Source organism: Nonomuraea sp. NPDC049378 (assembly GCF_055586745.1).
This window is the reverse complement of the sequence record NZ_JBVJHP010000001.1, coordinates 587439-610367: the sequence shown is the minus strand read 5'-3', so window position 1 is coordinate 610367 and position 22929 is coordinate 587439. Positions and strand designations below refer to the sequence as shown.

At 69.4% G+C, this 22929-nt stretch carries 19 protein-coding genes; 8 read left to right on the top strand and 11 right to left on the bottom strand.

Annotated elements, in window-relative coordinates; all coding sequences use genetic code 11:
* Positions 1 to 136 precede the first annotated feature (136 nt).
* The 5 genes from fdhD to ACZ6SA_RS02690 are packed head-to-tail and all read right to left on the bottom strand — an operon-like array spanning position 137 to position 6528.
* Positions 137 to 970, bottom strand: coding sequence for a formate dehydrogenase accessory sulfurtransferase FdhD (gene fdhD, locus ACZ6SA_RS02710; RefSeq protein WP_347641759.1), 834 nt, complete (start codon positions 968 to 970; stop codon positions 137 to 139).
* A complete protein-coding gene (locus tag ACZ6SA_RS02705) occupies positions 963 to 1805 on the bottom strand; it encodes a 2Fe-2S iron-sulfur cluster-binding protein (protein ID WP_347641760.1) in 843 nt (280 codons plus the stop codon). Before ACZ6SA_RS02705 ends, fdhD begins: the two co-directional genes overlap by 8 nt.
* Positions 1802 to 3607 (bottom strand): NAD(P)H-dependent oxidoreductase subunit E, encoded by a 1806-nt coding sequence (locus ACZ6SA_RS02700; protein ID WP_347641761.1) that lies wholly within the window; start codon positions 3605 to 3607, stop codon positions 1802 to 1804. The genes ACZ6SA_RS02705 and ACZ6SA_RS02700 overlap by 4 nt, the downstream gene beginning before the upstream one ends.
* Positions 3608 to 3611: 4 nt before the next feature.
* Complete coding sequence (locus tag ACZ6SA_RS02695) at positions 3612 to 5513, bottom strand: molybdopterin oxidoreductase family protein (RefSeq protein ID WP_347641762.1); 1902 nt, start codon at positions 5511 to 5513, stop codon at positions 3612 to 3614.
* 37 nt (positions 5514 to 5550) lie between these two features.
* Positions 5551 to 6528, bottom strand: coding sequence for a 2-dehydropantoate 2-reductase (locus ACZ6SA_RS02690; RefSeq protein ID WP_347641763.1), 978 nt, complete (start codon positions 6526 to 6528; stop codon positions 5551 to 5553).
* 258 nt (positions 6529 to 6786) lie between these two features.
* Here ACZ6SA_RS02690 and ACZ6SA_RS02685 point away from each other — a divergent pair, with 258 nt between their 5' ends.
* From ACZ6SA_RS02685 to ACZ6SA_RS02655, 7 genes are all read left to right on the top strand, one after another.
* Complete coding sequence (locus ACZ6SA_RS02685; RefSeq protein ID WP_465826268.1) at positions 6787 to 8106, top strand: molybdopterin-binding protein; 1320 nt, start codon at positions 6787 to 6789, stop codon at positions 8104 to 8106.
* An 89-nt stretch (positions 8107 to 8195) separates the two neighbouring features.
* Complete coding sequence (locus ACZ6SA_RS02680; RefSeq protein WP_347641765.1) at positions 8196 to 9866, top strand: thiamine pyrophosphate-binding protein; 1671 nt, start codon at positions 8196 to 8198, stop codon at positions 9864 to 9866.
* A gap of 12 nt (positions 9867 to 9878) precedes the next feature.
* A complete protein-coding gene (frc, locus tag ACZ6SA_RS02675; protein ID WP_347641766.1) occupies positions 9879 to 11102 on the top strand; it encodes a formyl-CoA transferase in 1224 nt (407 codons plus the stop codon).
* Positions 11103 to 13223, top strand: coding sequence for an acetate--CoA ligase family protein (locus ACZ6SA_RS02670; protein WP_465826266.1), 2121 nt, complete (start codon positions 11103 to 11105; stop codon positions 13221 to 13223).
* Between the two features lie 76 nt (positions 13224 to 13299).
* Entirely contained in the window at positions 13300 to 14793 is a 1494-nt protein-coding gene (locus ACZ6SA_RS02665) for an Nramp family divalent metal transporter (RefSeq protein ID WP_465826264.1), read from the top strand.
* A complete protein-coding gene (locus ACZ6SA_RS02660) occupies positions 14793 to 15284 on the top strand; it encodes a hypothetical protein (RefSeq protein WP_443150338.1) in 492 nt (163 codons plus the stop codon). The genes ACZ6SA_RS02665 and ACZ6SA_RS02660 overlap by 1 nt, the downstream gene beginning before the upstream one ends.
* Complete coding sequence (locus ACZ6SA_RS02655) at positions 15281 to 16255, top strand: TerC family protein (protein ID WP_347641769.1); 975 nt, start codon at positions 15281 to 15283, stop codon at positions 16253 to 16255. The genes ACZ6SA_RS02660 and ACZ6SA_RS02655 overlap by 4 nt, the downstream gene beginning before the upstream one ends.
* A gap of 136 nt (positions 16256 to 16391) precedes the next feature.
* Here ACZ6SA_RS02655 and ACZ6SA_RS02650 read toward each other — a convergent pair whose 3' ends face one another.
* The 6 genes from ACZ6SA_RS02650 to ACZ6SA_RS02625 all read right to left on the bottom strand — a co-directional run bounded on the left by ACZ6SA_RS02650 (position 16392) and on the right by ACZ6SA_RS02625 (position 21873).
* Complete coding sequence (locus ACZ6SA_RS02650) at positions 16392 to 17180, bottom strand: SDR family NAD(P)-dependent oxidoreductase (RefSeq protein WP_465826261.1); 789 nt, start codon at positions 17178 to 17180, stop codon at positions 16392 to 16394.
* 112 nt (positions 17181 to 17292) lie between these two features.
* Positions 17293 to 17913, bottom strand: coding sequence for a TetR/AcrR family transcriptional regulator (locus tag ACZ6SA_RS02645; RefSeq protein ID WP_347641771.1), 621 nt, complete (start codon positions 17911 to 17913; stop codon positions 17293 to 17295).
* 136 nt (positions 17914 to 18049) lie between these two features.
* Complete coding sequence (locus ACZ6SA_RS02640) at positions 18050 to 19108, bottom strand: SDR family oxidoreductase (protein ID WP_443150339.1); 1059 nt, start codon at positions 19106 to 19108, stop codon at positions 18050 to 18052.
* Between the two features lie 34 nt (positions 19109 to 19142).
* Positions 19143 to 19997, bottom strand: coding sequence for an alpha/beta hydrolase (locus ACZ6SA_RS02635; protein WP_465826259.1), 855 nt, complete (start codon positions 19995 to 19997; stop codon positions 19143 to 19145).
* Positions 19998 to 20081: 84 nt separating this feature from the next.
* Positions 20082 to 21278 (bottom strand): MFS transporter, encoded by a 1197-nt coding sequence (locus tag ACZ6SA_RS02630; protein WP_465826258.1) that lies wholly within the window; start codon positions 21276 to 21278, stop codon positions 20082 to 20084.
* Between the two features lie 169 nt (positions 21279 to 21447).
* Complete coding sequence (locus ACZ6SA_RS02625) at positions 21448 to 21873, bottom strand: cupin domain-containing protein (protein WP_465826257.1); 426 nt, start codon at positions 21871 to 21873, stop codon at positions 21448 to 21450.
* A gap of 101 nt (positions 21874 to 21974) precedes the next feature.
* On the opposite strand from ACZ6SA_RS02625, the gene ACZ6SA_RS02620 reads away from it, so the two are divergent.
* Positions 21975 to 22874 carry a LysR family transcriptional regulator gene (locus ACZ6SA_RS02620; RefSeq protein ID WP_465826255.1) on the top strand — a complete coding sequence of 300 codons (900 nt, stop codon included), beginning with the start codon at positions 21975 to 21977 and terminating at the stop codon, positions 22872 to 22874.
* Positions 22875 to 22929 lie beyond the last annotated feature (55 nt).

Sequence of the window (22929 nt, the reverse complement as noted above, 5' to 3'; positions counted from 1 at the left end):
CCCAGGCACGCCGCTCGGCATCCCGCGGTCGCCCCAGTGGTCGTGCGCCGGCAGAGCCGTTGCCGGCGCCCTGAGCGACGTTCGCGGCCCCGTTCCGCGAGGCGCGCGTTCGCCCGGCGCCTCGCGGAAACGGGGTTCAGTCGGGGAGCAGGGCCTCCTCGGCCAGCCGGTGCTCGCCCGCGTAGACGTTCATCGAGTCGCCGCGGAGGAAACCGATGAGCGTCAGCCCCTCCTCCGCGGCCAGCTCGACCGCGAGCGAGGAGGGCGCGGACACCGCGGCGAGCGCGGGGACGCCCCCCATGACCGCCTTCTGCACCAGCTCGAACGACGCCCTGCCCGACACCATCAGGACGGTGCCGCGCAGCGGCAGCCGCCCGTTCCTGAGCGCCCAGCCGAGCAGCTTGTCGACGGCGTTGTGGCGGCCCACGTCCTCGCGCACGCACAGCGCCTCGCCGCCGGCCGTGAACAGGCCGGCCGCGTGCAGCCCTCCGGTCCTGTCGAAGACCCGCTGGGCCGCCCGCAGCCGCAGCGGCAGGGACGTGATCACCGGCTGCGTCAGCTCGACGGGGTCGTCGCCGGCGCTCCAGCGGGCCACGGTGCGCACCGCCTCCAGCGACGCCTTGCCGCAGACGCCGCAGGAGGAGGTGGTGTAGAAGTTGCGCGGCTCCGGCGCCGGGACGCCTGGTGCGAGCCGCACGTCGAGCACGTTGTACGTGTTCCCGCCGTCCACCGTCGCGCCCGCGCAGTAGCGGATCGTGGCGATGTCGTCCGGCGAGCCCACGGCCCCCTCGCTGACGAGGAAGCCGGCGGCCAGGTCGAAGTCGTCGCCGGGCGTGCGCATGGTGACCGTCAGCGGCGTGCCGTTGAGCCGGATCTCCAGCGGCTCCTCGGCGGCCAGCGAGTCGATCTTGCGCGTGCGGGCGGTGTCCTTCACCCGCAGGATGCGGCGTTTGACGGAGACCCTAGACATAGCCGTACCCGAAACGGCCCTTGACGCAGAGGTTGCCCTTGGTGACCGGGTTGTCGTGCGGCGAGGTCACCTTGACGATCTTGTTGTCCTGCACGTGCAGGGTCAGGTTGCACCCGACCCCGCAGTAGCTGCAGATCGTCGTCGTCTCCGTCTGCTTCGTCTCGTCCCAGGTGCCCTCGGCCCGCATGTCGAACTCGGTCTTGAACGACAGCGCGCCCGTGGGGCACACCTCGACGCAGTTGCCGCAGTAGACGCAGGCCGAGTCGGTGAGCGGGGCGTCGAACTCCGTGGAGATCGTCGTGTCGAAGCCCCGGCCCGCGACGCCGATGGCGAAGGTGTTCTGCCACTGGTCGCCGCAGGCGTCCACGCACTTGTAGCACATGATGCACTTGCTGTAGTCGCGTACGTAGAGCTCGTTGTCGACCTTGGCGGGCTGCTCGACGGTGGCGGCGTCGTCGCCGAACCTGGCCGGGTCGGCGGCATATTCCTCCGTCCACTCGGCCGCCCTCGGGGTGGTCGACATGTCCACCGAGGAGCCGAGCAGCTCCAGCACGACCTTGCGGCTCTGCCGGGCGCGCTCGGTGTCGGTGCCGACCTTCATGCCCTTCTCGGCCTTCCTGGAGCAGGCGGGCGCCAGCGTCCGCGCGCCCTCCACCTCCACGACGCAGACCCGGCAGGCGTTCTTCGGGGTGAGCGTGTCGCCGTAGCAGAGCGTCGGGATGTCCTTGCCCGCCGCGGCGCACGCGTCGAGGATCGTCGAGCCCTCTGGCACCCGTACGGGCTCGCCGTCGATCTCGACGTCGATGAGCCGGCGGGGCGGCTGGAGCGGGATCATCTGAAAACTCCCAGGCGGTCGATTGCTGATTCGACGGCGTTCCAGGCGGTCTGTCCGAGGCCGCAGATGGAGGCGTCACGCATGGTCTGGCCGACCTCGCGCAGCAGCACGAGATCGTCGTCGTCCACCCGGCTCGACAGCCGGTGCAGAGCCTCCTCCTGGCGTACCGTACCCACCCGGCAGGGCACGCACTGGCCGCACGACTCGTCGCGGAAGAACTCCGCGATGCGCAGCAGCAGGCTCTTGAGGTCGACGCCGTCGTCGATGACGAGCACCACGCCGGAGCCGAGCGTCGCGCCGGCGGCCCTGGTGCCCTCGAAGGTGAGCGGGATGTCCAGGTCGGTGACGAACGCGCCGGCCGCGCCGCCGAGCAGCACCGCCCTGGTCGTCCCGGTGGTGCCGGACAGGTCGAGCAGCTCGCGCAGCGTGGCGCCGAACGTCAGCTCGTACACGCCGGGGCGTTCCACCGCGCCCGAGACGCAGAACAGCTTCGGCTCGGCCGCCGCGTACGCCTGCGCCCCGTTCTCCAGGATCGGCAGCACGTTGACCAGCGTCTCGACGTTGTTGACCACGGTCGGCTTGCCGAACAGCCCCTTCTCCACCGGAAACGGCGGTTTGCTGCGCGGCTCGCCCCGCTGCCCCTCGATCGAGTTGAAGATCGCGGTCTCCTCGCCGCAGATGTAGGCGCCCGCGCCCCTTCTCAGCTCGATGTCGAAGGACAGGCCCTTGCCGAGGATGTCGTCGCCGAGCAGGCCCCGCGCGCGGGCGGTCGCGATCGCGTGCTGGAGCCGCGCGACCGCCCGGGGATATTCGCCCCTGATGTAGAGGTATCCCTTGGCGCAGCCGGTGGCGTAGGCGGCGATCGTCATGGCCTCGACCAGCGCGTACGGGTCGCCCTCCATGATGACCCGGTCCTTGAACGTGCCCGGCTCGCTCTCGTCGGCGTTGCAGACCAGGTAGTGGGGGTGGTCCGGCTGGCGGGCCGTGGCGTCCCATTTGCGTCCCGTCGGGAACGCCGCGCCACCCCTGCCGACCAGGCCCGACTCCAGCACTTCGCGGATCACTCCCGCGGGGCCGAGGTCGAACGCCCGCCTGAGCGCGGTGTAGCCGCCGGCCGCCCGGTAGTCGTCCAGGCTGGCCGGGTCGACGGCGCCGATTCTCCTGAGCAGGAGCAACCCGTCCTGCCCGGCCTGCGGCACCGCCGCCCGTTCTGGGGTCTCACCGGTGACCTTGACGCTCGGCGTGCTCCCGTTGGAGCTCGGCGGCGCCTCGGCCATGGTGGTGATCGTGTCGGGGGTGGCGGGGGCGTACACCTGCGCCACGGGCGGCGTGCCCGCCTCAAGGGCGAGCGCGGCCGGGGCCCGCTCGCACATCCCCAGACAGGGGCTCTCCTGCCACGACGTGCCCGCCGGGCCGAAGTGGTCCTCGACGCGCCGGCGTACGGACTCCGCGCCCTTCGCCTGGCAGGCCAGGTCGGTGCAGACGTGCAACATCCGCGTCGACCTGGGCTTCACGGAGAACAGCGCGTAGAACGTCGCCACGCCGTACGCCTCGGCCGGCGGGATCGTCAGGCGGCGGCAGATGTACTCCAGCGCCCCCTCACTGATCCACCCGACCCGGTCGTTGACCGCGTGCAGCGCCGGCAGCAGCTGGTCGCGGGCGGCCTCGGCGCGGGCGGCGAAGCGCAGGTCGGCCGCGGTCCGCGAGCCGCCGTCCCAGGCGGAGGCGGGCGGCCCGAGCAGGGCGTCGACCGCCGCGCGCTCCTCCTCGGACGGCTCCGCACCACGAAATCTCAGATCCATCTGATCACCCAGCCTTGACGAGCTTCTCGACGCGTACGGCGGCGGCCTTGAACTCGGCCGTGCCCGAGATCGGGTCGGTGGCCTCGATGGTCAAGGAGTTGGTGTCCACCTCGTCGGGGAAGTGGAACGTCATGAACACGAGCCCCGGCCGCAGGGCGGGGTCGATGTACACCGGGGCGGTCACCGAGCCGCGCCGCGAGGTGATCCGCACCTCCTCGCCCTCGGTCAGCCCGAGCCGCTCGGCGTCCTCGGGGCAGAGCTCGATGGTCTCCCCGCGGCGCAGCGGCGAGGCGAAACCGGACGACTGCACGCCGGTGTTGTAGGAGTCGAGCCGGCGGCCCGTGGTCAGCCGCAGCGGATACTCGTCGTCCAGCAGGTCCACCGGCGGCGAGTGCCGCAACACCGCGAACGGCGCCGGCGTGCCCCGCTTCGACGGGTCGTTCTCCCAGAGCCTGCCGTGCAGGTACGGGGGCTCCAGCTCGTCCTCCGACGGGCAGGGCCACTGGATGCCCTGCAGGTCGGCCAGCCGCTGGTAGGTCATGCCCGTGTGCTGCGGGGACAGGGCGCGCAGCTCGTTCCAGACCTCCTCCGCTCCGTCGTAGTGCCAGTCGTGGCCCAGCCTGCGGGCGATCTCGCACATGATCCAGATGTCGTCGCGGGCCTCGCCCGGCGGCTCCAGGGCCTTGCGCACCCGCTGGACGCGGCGCTCGCTGTTGGTGAACGTGCCGTCCGCCTCGCACCAGGCGGCGCTGGCCGGCAGCACGACGTCGGCCATCTGGGCGGTCTTGGTGAGGAAGATGTCCTGCACGACGAGGTGGTCGAGCATGGACAGGCGCTTGACGCAGGCCAGCGAGTCGGCCTCCGACTGCACGGGATTCTCACCGATCAGATAGCAGGTGGTGACCTCGCCCTCGGCCATCGCCTCGAGCATCTCGGTGAGGTTGTGCCCGTACGAAGGCTGGATCGGCCGGCCCCACGCGCTCTCGAACCTGGCCCTGATGTCCGGGTCGAGGATGTCCTGGAAGCCGGGCAGGCGGTTGGGGATGGCGCCCATGTCGCCGCCGCCCTGCACGTTGTTCTGCCCGCGCAGCGGCGACAGGCCCGACCCGTAGCGGCCGACGTGGCCGGTCAGCAGGGACAGGTTGATGAGTGCCCGTACGTTGTCGGTGGCGTTGTGGTGCTCGGTGATGCCGAGCGTCCAGCACAGCTGGGCGCGGTCGGCGCGGGCGTAGGCGTGGGCCAACTCGCGGATGGCGGCCGCGGGCACGCCGGTGACCTGCTCGGCCGCGCTGAGCGTCCACGGCTCGACCGACTCCTTGAACTCCTCGAAGCCGATCGTGGCCCGCTCGATGAACGCCTCGTTGTGCAGGCCGGAGTGGATGATCTCGCGGGCCACCGCGTGGGCGAGCGGGATGTCCGTGCCGACGTTGAGCCCCAGCCACAGGTCGGCCCACTGGGCTGTGCCGGTGCGGCGGGGGTCGACCGCGAACATCCGCGCGCCCTTGCGGATGCCCTTGAGGACGTGCTGGAAGAAGATGGGGTGGGCGTTCCTGGCCGCCGAACCCCACATGACGATCACGTCGGTGTCCTCGACCTCCTGGTAGGAGGAGGTGCCGCCGCCACTGCCGAACACCGCCGACAAACCGGCCACGCTCGGCGCGTGGCACGTGCGGTTGCAGGAGTCCACGTTGTTGGTGCCTATTACCACGCGGGTGAATTTCTGCCCGACGTAGTTCATCTCGTTGGTGGAACGGGCGCACGACAGCATGGCGAAGCAGTTGGGGCCGTGCTTGGCGACGTTGCGGCGGAATCCCTCCGCCGCGCGCTCCAGCGCTTCCTCCCAGCTCGCCCTGCGCAGCACGCCGTTCTCGCGCACCAGTGGATGGGTCAGGCGGTCATAGCTCATGATCCCTCCATTCTGTATACAATCACGGTATTCCCAGCTAGACCGCGCGGACAAGGTTCGCGTTCAGCAGATCGCTCACAGCGTGGATCGCGCGCAGGGTCGGCACCTCCGCTCCGGTGAGGTCGGCCAGCTCGACCACCGCCGCCAGCAGCACGTCGAGCTCCAGCGGTTTACCCTTCTCCAGATCCTGGAGCGTGGACGTCTTGTGCTCGCCGGCCTTCTCGGCCCCCCGCAGCCGGCGCTCGATCGAGATGCCGGGATCGCAGCCCACCCGCTGCGCCACCTCGACCGTCTCCCGCATCATCGCCACGACCAGTTCCCTGGTGCCGTCGTGGCGGCAGATCCCGGCCATCGTCGCCCTGGCGAGCGCGCTGATCGGGTTGAAGGCGATGTTGCCCATGAGTTTGATCCAGACATCCCGGCGGAGATCACGCTCCACCGGGCACTTCAGCCCGCCCTCCACCGCTGCCTGGCTGAAGGCGGCGCACCGCTCGGTCAGCTCGCCGTTCGGCTCGCCGATGGAGAACCTGGTGCCCTCGAGGTGGCGGATCACGCCCGGAGCCTCGATCTCGGTGGCGGCGTAGACCACGCAGCCGATCGCCCGGTGCAGCGGCAGCGCGGCGGTCACCGCGCCGCCCGGGTCGACGCTCTCGATGCGGTAGCCCTCGTACGGGCCCTTGAGTCCGTGGAAATACCACCACGGGATGCCGTTCTGCGCGGCGATGACGCTCGTGGCCTCGTGCAGAAGCGGCCGGATCATGGGGCCTGCGGAGGCGTAACTGTTCGCCTTGAGGCCCAGGAAGATGTGGTCCACCGGGCCGACCTCGGTGGGGTCGTCGGTGGCATGGGGATGGGCGACGAAATCGCCCCTGGGGGTGAGCACCCGCACACCGGCGGCGCGTATCGCCTGCAGGTGCTCGCCTCTGGCGATGAGGTGCACCTCGACTCCCGCTCTGTGGAGGGCGGCCCCCACGTATGCGCCGATGGCGCCGGCGCCAAGAACAGCGACCTTCATCATCCGCTCCGTTCTCGCGTCGGACTGTCTGTACGGCCCCCGTACAGCGGTGGGCCGCCGTCGCGACCCCACCGGAGGCGCGGATCTCCGCTGCCTGCAGTAGCTCGCTGGACGCGGGGAACTGTAGGCGCGAATTCTCCGCCGCCTGCGGTGGATCGCTGGACGAGACCCACCGTGCATTCGGTATACAGTATGGAAAAAGTCGGGTCAAGGAGCGTACCTGTGACCGTTGTTCGGCATGAACCAGTGGTGGAAGCGATGTCATGGGCCGCCGCGCGGGCCCTCGCGGCACGGTCGGTGGGGCGGTTGGAGCCGGCGCGGGTCCCGCTCCAGGAGGCGCTGGGCCGCCGCCTGGCCGCCCCCGTGACGGCCCTGGTGCCGGTGCCAGGGGTGGACGTCGCGGCGATGGACGGCTACGCCGTGGCGGGCCCCGGGCCGTGGCTGGTCGTGGGCGGCGTCCTGGCCGGGGGAGCGCCGTACGGGGGAGTGCTGCGGGCGGGTGAGGCGGTGGAGATCGCCACCGGCGCACCCGCCCCGGCGGGGGCGGAGGCGGTGCTGCCCTACGAGCACGCGATCGCGGCACCGCCTCCCGGACGTCCGGACGCCCGCGCGGTCCCGGGGCCGCAGCGACGTCCGGTGGCGGATCCCCTGTGGGTGGGCGGCGCGGTCGAGGCCGGGCGGCACATCCGGCGGCGGGGCGAGGACGTCGCCGAGGGCGCGGTCGTGCTCGGGGCGGGCTCCACGGTCACTCCCGCCGTGCTCGGGCTGGCCGCCTCGCTCGGCCACGACACCCTGCGGGTGCGGCCCCGGATCCGGGTGACGGTCCTGGTCACCGGCGACGAGGTGGTGCACGAAGGACTCCCCGCGCCAGGCCGGGTCCGCGACGCCATCGGGCCGTTCCTGCCCGGCCTCGTGGAGTGGGCGGGCGGCCGCGTCGTCGGCACGACCCGCCTGCCCGACGGTCCCGGCGCCCTCCGCGAAGCCCTCGCCGGGCCGCCCTTCACGACGGGGAAGGGCGGCGACGTGGCCGTCGTGTGCGGGGCGTCGTCGAAAGGGCCGGCCGACCACCTCCGGGGGGTGCTGGCCGGGCTCGGGGCGGAGCTTCTCGTCGACGGCGTGGCCGTGCGCCCGGGGCACCCGCAGATGCTGGCCCGGCTGCCGGGCGGCGGGCTCGTCGTGGGGCTGCCGGGCAACCCGTTCGCGGCCCTCGCCGCGGCGCTCACCCTGCTGGCCCCGATCGTGCGCGAGGCGGCGGGCGCATCAGCCGGCGCATCAGCCGGCGCATCGGCCGGCGCATCGGCCGGCACATCAATCGGCACATCAATCGGCACATCAATCGGCACATCAATCGGCACATCAATCGGCAGGGAGACGAGCGCGCTCGCCGGCCCGGTCAGGGCGCATCCGAGGGACACGCGGCTGGTGCCGGTCAGGAGGTCCGGCCGCGGGGCCGTGCCTGTGGGACATGACCGGCCCGGTTCGTTGTGGGGCGCCGCGCTCGCGGATGCCCTGGCCGTGGTGCCTGCGGGGTGGTCCGGTGAGCAGGTCGAGCTGATCGAGTTGCCCCCGGGGGGCTAGACAGGCCGTTCAGGAGGGAGTAACCATTGCGTTCATACGGTATGCAGTATGCGGAAGACAGCGCTCCGTCCCCCGGAAAGGGTTGAAGGATGTCGGAAACGATCTCTGGCGGTCATCTCGTAGCCAAGGCGCTCAAGGCCGAGGGCGTAGAAGTGATCTACACGCTCTGCGGCGGCCACATCATCGATATCTATGACGGCTGCGTCGATGAGGGCATCGAGGTCATAGACGTACGCCACGAACAGGTAGCCGCGCACGCCGCGGACGGATACGCGCGCATCACCGGCAAGCCCGGCTGCGCGGTGGTCACCGCCGGACCGGGCACGACCGACGCGGTCACCGGCGTGGCCAACGCCTTCCGCGCCGAGAGCCCCATGTTGCTCATCGGCGGCCAGGGGGCTCTGAGCCAGCACAAGATGGGCTCGCTCCAGGACCTGCCGCACGTGGACATGATGGCCCCCATCACCAAGTTCGCGGCCACGGTGCCGAGCACGGAACGGGTGGCCGACATCGTGTCCATGGCCTTCCGCGAGTGCTACCACGGCGCTCCCGGCCCGTCGTTCCTGGAGATCCCGCGCGACGTGCTCGACGCGAAGGTCCCGCTCGAGAAGGCGCGGATCCCGGAGACCGGGCGCTACCGGGCCTCCACCCGCCAGGCAGGCGACCCCGAGGCGATCGAGCGGCTCGCCGACCTGCTGGCGCACGCCGAGAAGCCGGCCATCCTGCTCGGGAGCCAGGTCTGGACGTGCCGGGCGACCGACGCGGCGATCGACTTCGTCAGGGCGCTCAACGTGCCCGCGTACATGAACGGCTCGGGCCGCGGCACGCTCGCGCCGGGCGACCCGCACCACTTCCAGCTCAGCCGCAGGTACGCCTTCACCGAGGCCGACCTGATCATCATCGTCGGCACCCCGTTCGACTTCAGGATGGGGTACGGCAAGCGCCTGTCGCCGACCGCGACCGTCGTCCAGATCGACCTCGACTACCGCACCGTCGGCAAGAACCGGGACATCGACCTCGGCATCGTCGGCGACGCCGGCCTCATCCTCTCCGCCGCGGCCCAGGCGGCGAGCGGCCGCATCGGGGACGCCGCCGCCAAGCGCAAGGCGTGGCTCGAGGAGCTGCGCACGGTCGAGACCCAGGCGTACGAGAAGCGCCTGCCCCGCCAGCACTCCGACGCCCAGCCCATCGACCCCTACCGCCTCGTCCACGAGATCAACGAGTTCCTCACCGAGGACACCATCTACATCGGCGACGGCGGCGACATCGTCACCTTCTCCGGCCAGGTCGTGCAGCCGAAGTCGCCCGGCCACTGGATGGACCCGGGGCCGCTCGGCACGCTCGGCGTCGGCACCGCCTTCGCGATGGCGGCCAAGCAGGCGCGGCGCGACAAGGAGGTGCTGTGCCTGTTCGGCGACGGCGCCTTCAGCCTGACCGGCTGGGACTTCGAGACGATGGTCCGCTTCGACCTGCCGTTCATCGGGGTCATCGGCAACAACTCCTCGATGAACCAGATCAGGTACGGCCAGGCCGCCAAGTACGGCGAGGACCGCGCGCGCGTCGGCAACACCCTCGGCGACATCCGCTACGGCGAGTTCGCCAAGCTCCTCGGCGGCCACGGCGAGGAGGTCCGGGACCCGGCCGACATCCGTCCCGCGCTGGAGCGGGCCAGGGAGTCGGGCAAGCCGTCACTGATCAACGTATGGGTCGATCCGGAGGTCTACGCCCCCGGAACGATGAACCAGACCATGTACAAGTAGGGGAAAAGCGACATGAAGGCTCTCGAAGGTGTCCGCGTCCTCGACATGACCCATGTCCAGTCCGGCCCGTCCGCCACCCAGATGCTCGCGTGGCTGGGCGCGGACGTGGTCAAGCTGGAAGCACCCAAAGGCGACATCACCCGGCAGCAGCTCCGTGACGTGCCAGACGTCGACAGCCTCTATTTCACGATGCTCAACTGCAACAAGCGCAGCATCACCCTCAACATGAAGAGCGAGCGCGGCAAGGAGCTCTTCACCGAGCTCGTGAAGAACGCGGACGTCCTGGTGGAGAACTTCGGGCCGGGCGCGGTCGACCGCATGGGCTTCACCTGGGAACGCCTCCAGGAGCTCAACCCCCGCCTCATCTACGCCTCGATCAAGGGCTTCGGCTCCGGCCGGTACGCCAAGTTCAAGGCGTACGAGGTGATCGCGCAGGCGATGGGCGGCTCGATGAGCACCACGGGCTTCGAGGAGGGCCCGCCGCTGGCCACCGGGGCGCAGATCGGCGACTCGGGCACCGGCATCCACGCGGTCGCCGGCATCCTGGCGGCCCTCTACCAGCGCGAGCAGACCCAGCGCGGCCAGCGCGTACAGGTGGCCATGCAGCACGCCGTGCTGAACCTGTGCCGGGTCAAGCTGCGCGACCAGCAGCGGCTGGCGCACGGCCCGCTTCGCGAGTATCCCAACAAGACGTTCGGCGACGAGGTGCCGCGCTCGGGCAACGCCAGCGGCGGCGGCCAGCCGGGCTGGGCGGTGCGCTGCGCTCCCGGAGGCCCCAACGACTACATCTACGTGATCGTGCAGCCGGTCGGCTGGGAGCCGATCGCGAACATCATCGGCCGTCCCGAGCTGGCGGACGACCCCGAGTGGGCGACGCCGGAGGCGCGGCTGACCAAGCTGGACAAGATGTTCCAGCTCATCGAGGAGTGGACGATCCGCCACGACAAGTGGACGGTGCTCGACCGGCTCAACGGCGCCAACGTCCCTTGCGGGCCGATCCTGTCCACCAAGGAGCTGGTGGAGGACGAGAGCCTGCGCGAGGAGGGCATCGTCGTCAAGGTCGACCACCCGGAGCGCGGTGAGTTCGTGACGGTCGGCAGCCCGCTGCAGCTGTCGGACTCTCCGGTGGACGTCGTCACCCCGCCCCTGCTCGGCGAGCACAACCAGGACATCTACGGCGAGCTCGGCGTCAGCGCGGACGAGCTTGCCGAACTCAAGACGAACGGAGTCATCTAAGTGGTCAGGGAAGTCATCGACAAGGCGCTCGCCGAAGGGCGCACCGCCCTGACAGCACCCGAAGGACGCAGGCTGTGCGAGGAGTACGGCATCGCGACCCCGGGCGAGGGGCTGGCCACGTCGGCCGCGGAGGCGGCGGAGATCGCCGAGAAGATCGGGCTCCCGGTCGTCCTCAAGATCGTCTCGCCCGACATCCTGCACAAGACGGACGCCGGCGGCGTGCTGGTCGGCCTGAAGAGCGCCGACGAGGTACGGGAGGGCTACGACACGATCCTGGCCAACGCCCGCGCCTACAACCCCGACGCGAAGATCGACGGCATCCAGGTGCAGCAGCTGGTCGGCGGCGGCCACGAGGTCATCGTCGGCGCCGTCACCGACCCCACGTTCGGCAAGGTCGTCGCGTTCGGACTTGGTGGTGTCCTGGTCGAAGTTTTGCAGGACGTTACCTTTAGGCTTGCCCCGCTTTCGGGCGAAGATGCCTTTGGGATGCTGGACAACATCAGGGCGGCAGAAGTCCTCCGTGGTGCTCGCGGCGCCGAACCCGCCAACCGGGAGGCGCTCGCGGGCCTGATCGAGCGGGTCGGCCGGCTGGTCACCGACTTCCCCGAGATCATCGAGGTCGACCTCAACCCCGTCTTCGCCGACGCGAACGGCGCGGTCGCCGCCGACGTGCGCATCCTCATCGGGGACAAGCCCGCGGAGGTCACCCGGCTGCCGCGCGAGGAGATCCTCCGGCAGATGACGCGGATCTTCAAGCCGCGCTCGGTCGCGGTGATCGGCGCCTCCGCGGAGAACGGCAAGATCGGCAACTCCGTCATGCGCAACCTCATCAACGGCGGCTACCAGGGGCAGATCCTGCCGATCAACCCCAAGGCCGACGAGATCATGGGGCTGCCCGCGTACAAGAACATCTCCGACGTCCCCGGCGACGTGGACGTGGCCGTGTTCGCCATCCCCGCCAAGTTCGTCGCGGCGGCGCTGGAGGAGACCGGGAAGAAGGGCGTGGCGGGCGCCGTCATGATCCCGTCGGGGTTCGCCGAGACGGGCAACGTCGAGGGCCAGCAGGAGATCGTCGAGATCGCGCGCAGGCACGGCGTGCGCATGCTGGGCCCCAACATCTACGGCTACTACTACACGCCGGAGAACCTCTGCGCGACGTTCTGCACGCCGTACGACGTCAAGGGCAGCGTGGCGCTGACCTCGCAGAGCGGCGGCATCGGCATGGCCATCCTGGGCTTCAGCCGCACCACCAAGATGGGCGTCTCCGCCATCGTCGGCGTCGGCAACAAGGCCGACGTTGACGAGGACGACCTGCTCACCTTCTTCGAGCAGGACGACAACACCAAGGCCGTGGCCATGCACCTGGAGGACCTCAAGGACGGGCGCGGCTTCGTCGACGCCGCCCGCCGCGTGGTCAAGGAGAAGCCGGTCATCGTGCTCAAGGCGGGACGCACCGCGATGGGCGCGCGGGCGGCCGGCTCGCACACCGGGGCCCTGGCCGGCGACGACAAGGTCTACGACGACATCCTCCGGCAGGCCGGGGTGGTGCGCGCGCCGGGCCTCAACGACATGCTGGAGTACGCCCGCGCGCTGCCGATCCTGCCCGCGCCCAAGGGCGAGAACGTCGTCATCATCACCGGGGCGGGCGGCTCGGGCGTGCTGCTCTCCGACGCCATCGTCGACGCCGGGCTGACGCTCATGGACATCCCGCCCGACCTGGACGAGGCCTTCCGCGCCTACATCCCGCCCTTCGGGGCGGCGGGCAATCCCATCGACATCACCGGCGGCGAACCGCCATCGACGTACGAGAACACGGTCCGCCTCGGCCTGGCCGACGAGCGCATCCACGCGCTCGTCCTGGGCTACTGGCACACGATCGTGACGCCGCCGATGGTCTTCGCCGAGCTCATCGCCCGCGTCGTGGCCGAGGAGCGGCAGAAGGGCAACGTCAAGCCGGTCGTGGCGTCGCTCGCCGGGGACACCGAAGTTGAGGAGGCCAGCGAATACCTGTTCGAGCATGGCGTGGTCGCGTACCCGTACACGACTGAGAAGCCCGTGGCGGTCCTCGGTGCGAAGTACCGCTGGGCCAGGGCGGCCGGGCTGCTGGGCCAGAGCCGATAGATCGCACAGCAGCCAGGCGAGGGGGCCATTCGGGGCAGCAGCGCAGAAAGGCAACAACCCCCCAGGAGGTCCGTAGGTGGACACATCGAACACACCACCGGCGGCGCAGGCCGCGCCACCGGTGGAGGACGAACGAGTATGGAAAGCGGGCCGGCTCGAGCCGATGCCCATCAGGAAACTCCCCGACGCGCCTCCATCGGTGCACATTCTCGGGCCGACGGTCTTCCTCGTCGCCCTGGGCGTGGGCATGGGAGAGTCGTACATGTGGCCCCGGCTGGTGCTGCTGTTCGGGCCGGAGATCCGGTGGCTGTTCCTGATCGGCGTCACCTTGCAGGCCGTGGTGATGCTGGAGATGGCGCGGTACGCCATGGCCACGGGGGAGAGCATCTTCTCCGGCGCGGCCAGGGTGTTCAAGCCGCTGATGTGGTTCTTCTTCATCGTCGCCATCGCCGTCTACATCTGGCCGGGGCACCTGTCGGCGGGAGCGGCGGCGTTCGAGGAGATCACCGGAATACCCTGGGTGGTGACCGCGGTCGCCGGGTTGATCCTCGTGGGCGTGATCTTCAGCCTGGCGAAGGTGATCTACAACGTGCTGGAGAACGTGCTGTCGCTGCTCATCGGCGCGCTCGTGCTCGGCACGGCCGTGGTCGCCGCCATGGTCGGCACCTTCAACGACGTGGTCACCACGATCACCGGCATGTTCTCCTTCGGCTACCTGCCGCCGGAGGCCATGACCGCGGCCTGGTTCCCGGTGATCGTCGGGGCGTGCGCGTTCGCCGGCCCGTCGGGTATGCAGCAGATGTGGTACACGCTGCACCTGCGTGACTCCGGCGCCGGCATGGGCGCGCACATGCCGAAGGTCCGCGGGCTGCGGCACGCGGGCGAGCAGGAGGAGATGCCCTCGCGCGGGTTCATGTTCGACACCGACGACCCGGCTGAGATGGCCAAGTGGAAGGGCTGGCGGCGCTGGGTCACCTTCGACGCCCTCCTTCTGTTCTGGGGCATCACCATGCTGGTCACGATCTCCTTCACGGTGATCGCCCAGTCGGCGGTGCGGCAGAACCCGGGCGTGCGCGACGTGATCGCAGGCGATGACCGGGAGGTGGCGCTCACCGCGATGGCGGACGCGGTCTCCTCCGCGGGCAGCTCGGTACTCGGGGTGGTTTTCCTCGGGTTCATCGCGCTCATCGGCCTGAACGCGACGCTGGGGTTGTTCGACTCCTTCTCCAGAGGCCAGGCCGACATGACGTACAACTTCGTGCCCGGCGCGAAGAAGGTCCGCATGTCGCACCTGTACGCGATCTTCCTCTGGGGTGTGATCATCTTCGGCATCCTGATCCTGCTGTTCGGCCCGGCCGACGGACCCAGCGGGATCCTGGACACGCTGGCGTTCCTGTCGACGTTCGCGATGGGCGCGTACTGCGTGACCCTGCTCCTGGTGAACAACCGCATGTTGCCCAAACCGATCAGGCCCAAGTGGTGGACCAACGTGATCATCGGGTTCGGCGCGGTGTTCTACCTGGGGATGTTGTTCTACAGCCTGTTCGCCTATGGCGTGGTCGTGGGCTGATGATCGGACGGCACAGCCTCGAACTCGCCCTGCCAGGGGCGTCGATCGGAGCCGCCGCCGGTGCCATGGCCGGTGGGCTGACCCTGCTCGCGGGGCAGCCCACCGGGATGGCCGCGCTGTCGGCCCTCGCGCTCGCCGTGCCGCTCGGCCTCTTCGGCGGGCTGTACGGCGTGCTCCTGGGCCACGGCGTGTTCCGGCCCGGCACCTTCGGGCCCGTCGGACTGTTCTGGATGGCGGCCTTCCCCGTGTCCCGGCTCATGCAGGAGAGCGTGGCCGGGGTCGGCATGGCCGACGGCGTGCTGCCGTTCCTGGCGTACCAGGCGATGGTGGCGCTCGGCTTCGCGATCGGCTTCGTCTGGCTGCACGAGCGGCTCATGCCGCACTGGCTCATGCGCAGGGCCGGCGCGAACCCTGAGGCCAAGGCGCTGCTCGGTGAGTACGTCAAGCACGCCCAGGCCCTGCAGGCGGCCAGGAAGGGGTCGCGTCGATGAACCTGCCCGTCTGGGTCTGGCTGGCCACGATCGGCGGATTCTGCATCGTGCTCGCGTTCGACTTCTACCTCGTCGCCCGCAACCCGCACGAACCCTCCTTCAGGGAATGTGTGGGGTGGGTGTCGTTCTACGTGGGTCTGGCCGTGGCCTTCGGCGCCGGCCTGCTCCTGTTGTCGGGCCCCGCGCACGGCGGGGAGTTCTTCGCCGGGTGGATCACCGAGTATTCGCTCAGCGTGGACAACCTCTTCGTCTTCCTGCTGATCATGAGCCGATTCCAGGTGCCGCGTCAGTATCGCCAGAAGGTGCTGCTCATCGGCATCATCCTGGCGCTGATGATGCGCGGCGCCTTCATCGCGGCCGGCGCCGAGGCGGTCTCCAGGTTCGACTGGCTCTTCTACGTCTTCGGCGCGTTCCTCGTCTACACCGCGTGGAAGCTGATCGGCCACGAGGACGACGACGCGGAATTCTCCGAGAACCTCGCCCTGCGCACGGTGCGCCGGGTGCTCCCGACCACGGACACCTATCACGGCGCCCGGCTCACCGTGCATCTGGGCCGCAGGATGGTCACCCCGATGCTGATCGTGATGGTCGCCATCGGGACGACCGACCTGCTGTTCGCACTCGACTCCATCCCGGCCATCTTCGGGCTCACCAAGGAGCCCTATCTGGTGTTCACCGCCAACGCCTTCGCCCTCATGGGGCTGCGGCAGCTCTTCTTCCTCATCGGCGGGCTGCTGGACCGGCTCGTCTACCTGAGCAAAGGGCTGTCGGTGGTGCTGGCGTTCATCGGGGTGAAGCTGATCCTCGAGGCCCTGCACCACGACGGCGTGTCGTGGGCGCCGGAGATCCCGATCATGGTCTCTCTCGGCGTCATCCTCGGCACCCTGGCGGTGACCACGGTGCTGAGCCTGATGAAGTCGTCCCGCGACGCCAGGGCGAAGGAGGTGGAGCCGGAGCCTGCCGACCGCTGACGCGCCTCGCACCCGGGGCCGAGGCCGCGCGCGGGGGCGGCACCGCCCCTGCCGCGGCTCGGCGGCATGCTCACAACGACGTGCCCAAGGGCGCCTGCCCAGGGACGGGGACTCTTGTGCACGTCGTGCTGCCGTCTCACAGTTGGCGCAGGGCTCCTCCGTCGATGGCCCATTCGGCGCCGGTGACCTGGGCGGCGCGGGGGGACAGCAGGTAGGCGATGACGCCGGCCACCTCCTCCGGGGTGCCGATGCGCCCGGTGGGCAGGCGCCGCTCGACGCGGATGAAGTGGTCGACGGCGTCTGCCGGCGGCAGGTCGAAACGCTGGGCCAGTTGCTCGGCGAAGCCGCCAGGAGCGTCGAAGAGCGCGGTGCGCGTAGGGCCCGGAGAAACGATGTTGGAGCGCACCCCGGCCGGGCCGAGGGCCGCGGCCAGGGATTTCGACACCGACAGCAGTGCCGCCTTGGACGCGGCGTAGTCGGCGATGGACGCGTCGGGCATGCGGGCCGCCTCGCTGGCGACGTGGACGATGCTGCCTCCCTCGGGGTTCTGCGTCAGGATCGGCAGCGCAGCTCGCGTGAGCCGGACAGCTGAATGCAGGTTGAGCTCGAAGGTGGCGTGCCACTGGTCGTCGTCGATGTCGGCGAACGAGTCGCGGGAGATCAGGGCGGCCGCGTTGTTGACCAGTCCGTCGAGCTTGCCGTGGCGGTCCATGATCTGTGTGACGACCTGCGTCGCGACCGCCGGATCGGTGAGGTCGGCGCGGATGAGCTGTGTGGCAGACGGCAGCGCGGGCTGAGGGAAGGTGCCGCGGGCGATCGCCACGACCTGAGCTCCTTCCCCGGCGAGCAGATGGGCGGTCGCCAGGCCGATGCCGCTGGTCGCACCGGTGACGAGAATGACCTTGCCGGAGAGGTGAAGGTCCATGGCGGGCTCCTTGGAAGCCGGAGACGAGGGGATGGGCTGGGTTGCGGGGCACTGGGGCCTGCGGGGCGGGGCGCGTGCGCGCAGGCCGTACCGGCAGCTCGGGACATCCATCTCACGTGTTTGGTCCGACGAACGCCCCCGCGCGGGCGGCGGCCAGAGTGCGCAGAGCCGCCCGCTCGGCGACAGCCGCATCGATGACCTCCCGGGTGACCAGCAGGCGATAGTAGATGGGCGCGGAGACGGCCCGGATGACCTCCTCGCCGTCGGTGCCCGGCGGAAGCTCGCCGCGCGCGATGGCCAGGTCGACGCACTCTTCCCACTCGTGGATGCGACGGACATAGAACGCTCGAAGAGCGTCGGCCGCGCCTCCGTCGCAGGTGGCAGCTGTGATCATGGCTTCGAGTGTCGGGCCCAGGCGCTCGTCGGTGATGCCGTGGAGAACATTGGCAGCATGAGCGCGAAGGTCTCCTTCGATGGTTCCCGTGTCGGCGTGCGGAGCCGACTGCTCGGCGAGTTCCCTCATCAGATCAGTCACGAGACCTGCGGTTGTTCCCCAGCGACGGTACAAGGTGGTTTTGCCCACGCCTGCTCGTGACGCCACGTGATCCATGACCAATCCATGGAAGCCGCGTTCCATCAGCTCGTCCTGGGTTGCCTCGAGCACCGCGGCACGCACTCGGGCTGTGCGACCGCCAGGACGCACCGTCCCTGCCGAGCGGGAATCCTGATTCATGGAGGCTCCTGCATCACGCCGATGCTATCGGCACCAATGACCCGTTAAGGACGTGACTTGCTGGTGTCGCCGCGACATGCCCTGAACACCGTCTCGCTCCACCGAACGCACAGTTCGGTGGAGCGGCTCCATCGGCTCAGGGGATGATGCGGCGTTCGCGCATGCCGGACAGGATGTTGAGGAACATCTCCTCGGTGTCGACGAAGTCGTGGAAGCCGAAACGCCGGGCCTTGGTGCCGTCGGCGAACATGTCGTAGTCCCAGGAGAACACGAAGTCGCCGAACCCCCACGATGACAGCTCTTCGTAGGTGTGCGGCTCCAGGCCGTACTTGCGCGTCATCTCCTCCCAGAGCGGCGCCTTGTCGGCCATGACGGTCGCCAGTGACATGGGAAGCGGGCTGGCGACTTCCAGATCGAAGAATTGGGCGATCTTCGGCCACATGTCGTCCCAGCGGAACAGATCGCCGTTGTTGATGTTGAACGCCTGGTTCGCGCATCGGGGATCGGTCGCTGCCCAGACCGTTGCCTTGGCGAGCAGCCCGGCGTCGGTCATCTCAAGGAGGCTGTGGTAGGCCCCCGGCTTGCCGGGGAAGCGCATGGGCACGCCGAGCTCCTTGGCGATGGAGCCGTAGACGGCGATCACCATGGCCAGATTCATGGGATTGCCGAGGGCGAAGCCGCACACGACGGACGGGCGGATCGCCGACCATGTCCAGGACTTGCCCCGCTGCCGCCGCTCCAGGAACTCCTGCTGGTCGACGTTGAACTCCGGCGGCATGTGGTGCGGGTCCGATTCGCGGGCCGGCGTCTTGAACGGTCCGAGGTGAGCACCGTACACCTTGTAGCCCTGCATCAGGCTGATGTGAGCGAGGTCGTGTGCGAAGGGCTCGACGGCGTCGACGACGTTGACGAGCATCGCGAGGTTCGGCGGGACGAGTTCGGCCCAGGTCGGCCGTTCCTGGTAGGCGGTGTAGAAGATGTGGGTGACCTCGTTCAGGCCGGAGAGCTTCTTGGTGCAGTCCTCCGGGTCGAGCAGGTCGACGGAGATGTTGCGGAGGCGGTCGCTGTCCGGCGCGGAACGGCGGGACAGGCCGATCACCTCCCAGTCGTCGAAGGTGGCCAGGTGGTCGACCAGGTTACGGCCGATCACGCCCTGGGCGCCGACGACGAGGGCGACCTTGCGCTGGGTGCTCATTCGGGTGTTCTCCTGTTCCAATGGTGATGGCTGGTCACGGCAGAAGGTGCCTGCGCGTCACGTCGCCGATCCGGGTGTAGAGGGTGTCGGTGCGCTGGACAGCACGACCGGCCAGGTAGAAGGCGTGGATCATTCCGTCGTAGCGGGTGTGCGTGACCGTCGTCCCGGCTGTGGCCAGGCGTGCGGCGTACAGTTCGCCTTCGTCGCGCAGCGGGTCGTACTCGGCGGTCATCACGAGTGCCGGCGGCAGCCCGTCGAGGCGGGCCCGCAGCGGTGAGGCGTAGGGGTCCGCCGGGTCGTGGGGTCCCAGGTACTGGGCCCAGTTCCATCGCATGGTGCGGCTTTCCAGCCCGTAGCCTTGCGCGTACGTCTGGTGGGAGGCGGTCGCGCAGGCCGCGTCGGTGGCTGGATAGATGAGGATCTGCAGGCTGATGGCGGGTCCGCCTGCGTCGCGGACGCGCAGGCATGTCGCGGTGGCCAGGTTGCCGCCGGCGCTGTCGCCGGAGACACCGATCCGCTTCGAGTCGATCTGCAGGTCGGTGGCGTTCTCGGCGATCCACGACACGGCCGCGTGGCAGTCGTCGAGTGCCGCGGGAAAGCGGTTCTCCGGAGCCTTGCGGTAGCCGACAGTGATGACGGCGCAGCCTGTGGCGTTCGCCAGCCTGCGCGAAGGCCGGTCGTATATCTCGGGGTCGCCGCTGACCCAGCCGCCCCCGTGGAAGTGGACGAGGCACGGGTACGGGGGTTTGCCGTGCGGATAGTGGACCCGGGCCGGCAGCGCGGAAGCCGGCCCGGGGATGGTCACGTCTCGGACGTGGGCCACGGGCTCCGGCTCGCCCTGCAACTCGAGGTACTTCAAGATGCCGGTGCGGGCGCCGGCGACTGTCATGCGGCCGGTGGGGGCCCGGTTCCTGGTTGTGCTGTCCAGGAGAGCGGCAGCTTGCGGATCCAGAGGCATGGTGTCTCGACGGGCTCAGCGCGTCGCACGAAGGGCGACGCGATCGCGGTGCAGCAGAACGCCGCCGATCGTGGTGGCGAGACCGGACAGGCCCATCATCGTCATCATCGGCACGGGCGATCCGCCCAGACCGCCTACGGCGGCCAGGGTGGGCAGCGGCAACAAGCCGCCGCCTACCAGCGCGCTGATCGCGATCACGGTCGCAACGCCGACGTAGCGCACCTCCACCGGGAACAGGTGCGACATCATGGTCGGCACCACCCCACCGAAGATCCCGTATGAGACGGCGCCGACGATCATGGCCAGCCACAGCGCGTATCGGTCGCCTGTGCCGATCAGCAGGTAGGACGGTATGGCCCACGCCATCGTCAGCACGCCTGAGATGATCACGATGCGCTCGCGGCCCCATGCGTCGCCGTATCTGCCGCTGATCGCCACGAGAACGACCAGGGCCAAGCCGGTCAGCACCAGTCCGAGCTGCACGTCCGCGGCGGACAGTTCCGGTTGGTACTTTCCGACGTATGCCAGCAGGCTGGTGAGGAACGCGTAGCCGAAGGTGACCGGTCCGATCCACATCAGCACGCAGATCAGCAACGGCCGCCGTGCCCGGCGCAGGAGCGTGCTGAACTGTCCGGAGGCGGCGCGGCGTTGCGTGGCCACTTTGCTCGACGCCTCGACGAATTCCGGTGTCTCGGAAAGCCGGCTGCGCAGGAGAAGCCCGAAGACGACCAGGACTCCGCTGAGCAGGAACGGCACTCGCCAGCCCCAGGCCTGCCAGGTGGCCTGTCCGACCACCAGGTTGACGATCAGCATCGATGCGCCGGCGGAGAGTATGCCGATCATGTTTCCGATCTGGGGGAAGGCGCCGTAGAGCGTGGCGAGCCTGGGAGGCGCGTGCTCAACGGCGACGACGACCGCGCCGGGATACTCGCCGCCCACGGCCAGTCCTTGGAGCATCCGGAGCGCTACCAGGATGATGGGGGCAGCCACGCCGATCGCGGCATAGGTCGGGAGAATCCCGATGCCGACCGTCGCCACGCCCATGATGGCCAGTGACGCCAGCAGCGCGGGTCTGCGGCCGAGCCGGTCGCCCATGCGGCCGAACACCGTCGCGCCCAGCGGCCGGATGAGGAAGGCCACAGCGTGCCCCGAGAACGCGGCCAGGGTGCCGAGCCACGGCTCGAAGCTGGGAAAGAACAGCGGGCCGAACACACTGGCCGCGATGAAGGAGTACAGGATGAAGTCGTAGAGTTCTATCGCGTTCCCGATCATGGCCGCGAAGCCGACCTGGCGGGGCGTCAGGGCATTGCGTGGCCGTACGTAGGTGGTCGCGTCTGGGTCGGTGATTGCCATGGGCCGTGCCTTTGCCGTGGTGCCGTCGTCAGCTGAGCGGGAGCGGGGGGTTCGCGCTGCGGACTTGTTCTACTGTGATGAAGGCCAGGTCGTCGCCGCCGATGTTCTCCAGGTCGTGCAGCAGGTACTCGCCGGCGCCGAAGACGTACTCCCGGGTTTCGCCGCGGCGGTAGGAGACTTCGCGCGTGGTGCCGTCATGGGTGTGCTGGCGGCTGCGTCCATCGGTCAGCGCCGTCCAGAAGTAGTCGAGCACGTGCCGGTGCGCCGGCAGCCGCTCGCCGGGGGCGAGCCTGATCTGCCAGACGCGCACTCGCTCGGATTCGTGAAGCAGCAGTCCACCGACATGGCCGTTGTGAGCGTTGGCCTGGAACTCGTCTCGGAGGCTCGCCGGCCAGTCGCTGAAGTCCGTCCCCACGACGGCTCCCGCGAGTGGGAGGTTATCCAGGAATGTCACAGTGGGTCTCCTTCCGAGAGAGTCGGCTGTTGAACGAGTCTCGTTGCAGCCACGCCTATAAGTCGAACTCATATCTTTCATAGATCCGATAAAATCTGTTCATGGTAAGCCTGCGTCAGATCGAATACCTGGTCACCGTCGTGGACGAGGGCTCCTTCACGCGCGCAGCCGCGCTGCTGCACGTCACACAGCCCGCGCTGTCCCATCAGATACAGGCACTTGAGCGGTCCGTCGGAGCCGCGCTGCTGGAACGAGCATCACGTGGTGCGCATCTCACCCCGGCCGGACGCGCTTTCCTGCCGCACGCCCGGGCGGTCCTCACGGACGCGGCCAACGCTCTCTCCGCCGCCAGGCAATCGGTGGGGCTGGCCGGCGGAGAGCTCAAACTCGCGACCACCTATTCGATCAGTCTCGGCCTGCTGCCTGCTGCCCTGCGTCTGTGGAGCCGGCGCCACCCGGACGTCGATGTCCGCCTCTACGAGCACCGGCATTCGGATGAGCTGACGAAGGCCATGACGGGAGGGCAGGCAGACCTGGCCATCGGGCCTCGTCCGCCAGACTGGACGGGGCCGATACACACGCTGGGCATCGAAGATTTCGTCATCGCGGTCTCGCGTGACGACCCCCTCGCCGTCCGTCACGCCACAGAGGTGGATCTCGCGGAGCTACGTGAGCGCCGCTGGGTGCACTACGCGCCCGACAACGGCCTTGCCGATGTCCTGAACCTGGCGTGCGCGAGAGCCGCGTTCCAGCCCAGCATCGCCGTACGGACCGAACAAACCGCGTCCGCGCCCATCCTCGCGGCCGCCGGCCTCGGGCCCGCTCTGGTTCCGGCCAACATCGTGCCGGACGGGTACGAGGGCTACGCCCTCAGGCCGTCACCGGGTGTGCGCCGGGAGCTCACCGCCTACGCGCGTACCGTCCCCGATGCGCTCGTCAGCGCCTTCCTCGTCATATTGAAGGAAAGCACGCGCGAGCGTCTGTCCCGCCCCGCGTCATGACCTGGCCTTCGGCCGTGGGCCGCGGTGGTCGCCGTTCGTCCCGCCGTCGCGGGAC

Excerpts from the sequence above, each read along its gene's own strand:
- ACZ6SA_RS02635 (WP_465826259.1), bottom strand. The coding sequence starts at position 19,997 with ATGACAGTCGCCGGCGCCCGCACCGGCATCTTGAAGTACCTCGAGTTG.
- ACZ6SA_RS02620 (WP_465826255.1), top strand. The coding sequence starts at position 21,975 with ATGGTAAGCCTGCGTCAGATCGAATACCTGGTCACCGTCGTGGACGAG.
- ACZ6SA_RS02700 (WP_347641761.1), bottom strand. The coding sequence starts at position 3,607 with ATGGATCTGAGATTTCGTGGTGCGGAGCCGTCCGAGGAGGAGCGCGCG.
- ACZ6SA_RS02680 (WP_347641765.1), top strand. The coding sequence starts at position 8,196 with ATGTCGGAAACGATCTCTGGCGGTCATCTCGTAGCCAAGGCGCTCAAG.
- ACZ6SA_RS02695 (WP_347641762.1), bottom strand. The coding sequence starts at position 5,513 with ATGAGCTATGACCGCCTGACCCATCCACTGGTGCGCGAGAACGGCGTG.
- fdhD (WP_347641759.1), bottom strand. The coding sequence starts at position 970 with ATGTCTAGGGTCTCCGTCAAACGCCGCATCCTGCGGGTGAAGGACACC.
- frc (WP_347641766.1), top strand. The coding sequence starts at position 9,879 with ATGAAGGCTCTCGAAGGTGTCCGCGTCCTCGACATGACCCATGTCCAG.
- ACZ6SA_RS02655 (WP_347641769.1), top strand. The coding sequence starts at position 15,281 with ATGAACCTGCCCGTCTGGGTCTGGCTGGCCACGATCGGCGGATTCTGC.
- ACZ6SA_RS02685 (WP_465826268.1), top strand. The coding sequence starts at position 6,787 with ATGTCATGGGCCGCCGCGCGGGCCCTCGCGGCACGGTCGGTGGGGCGG.
- ACZ6SA_RS02640 (WP_443150339.1), bottom strand. The coding sequence starts at position 19,108 with ATGAGCACCCAGCGCAAGGTCGCCCTCGTCGTCGGCGCCCAGGGCGTG.
- ACZ6SA_RS02650 (WP_465826261.1), bottom strand. The coding sequence starts at position 17,180 with ATGGACCTTCACCTCTCCGGCAAGGTCATTCTCGTCACCGGTGCGACC.
- ACZ6SA_RS02660 (WP_443150338.1), top strand. The coding sequence starts at position 14,793 with ATGATCGGACGGCACAGCCTCGAACTCGCCCTGCCAGGGGCGTCGATC.
- ACZ6SA_RS02705 (WP_347641760.1), bottom strand. The coding sequence starts at position 1,805 with ATGATCCCGCTCCAGCCGCCCCGCCGGCTCATCGACGTCGAGATCGAC.
- ACZ6SA_RS02645 (WP_347641771.1), bottom strand. The coding sequence starts at position 17,913 with ATGAATCAGGATTCCCGCTCGGCAGGGACGGTGCGTCCTGGCGGTCGC.
- ACZ6SA_RS02690 (WP_347641763.1), bottom strand. The coding sequence starts at position 6,528 with ATGAAGGTCGCTGTTCTTGGCGCCGGCGCCATCGGCGCATACGTGGGG.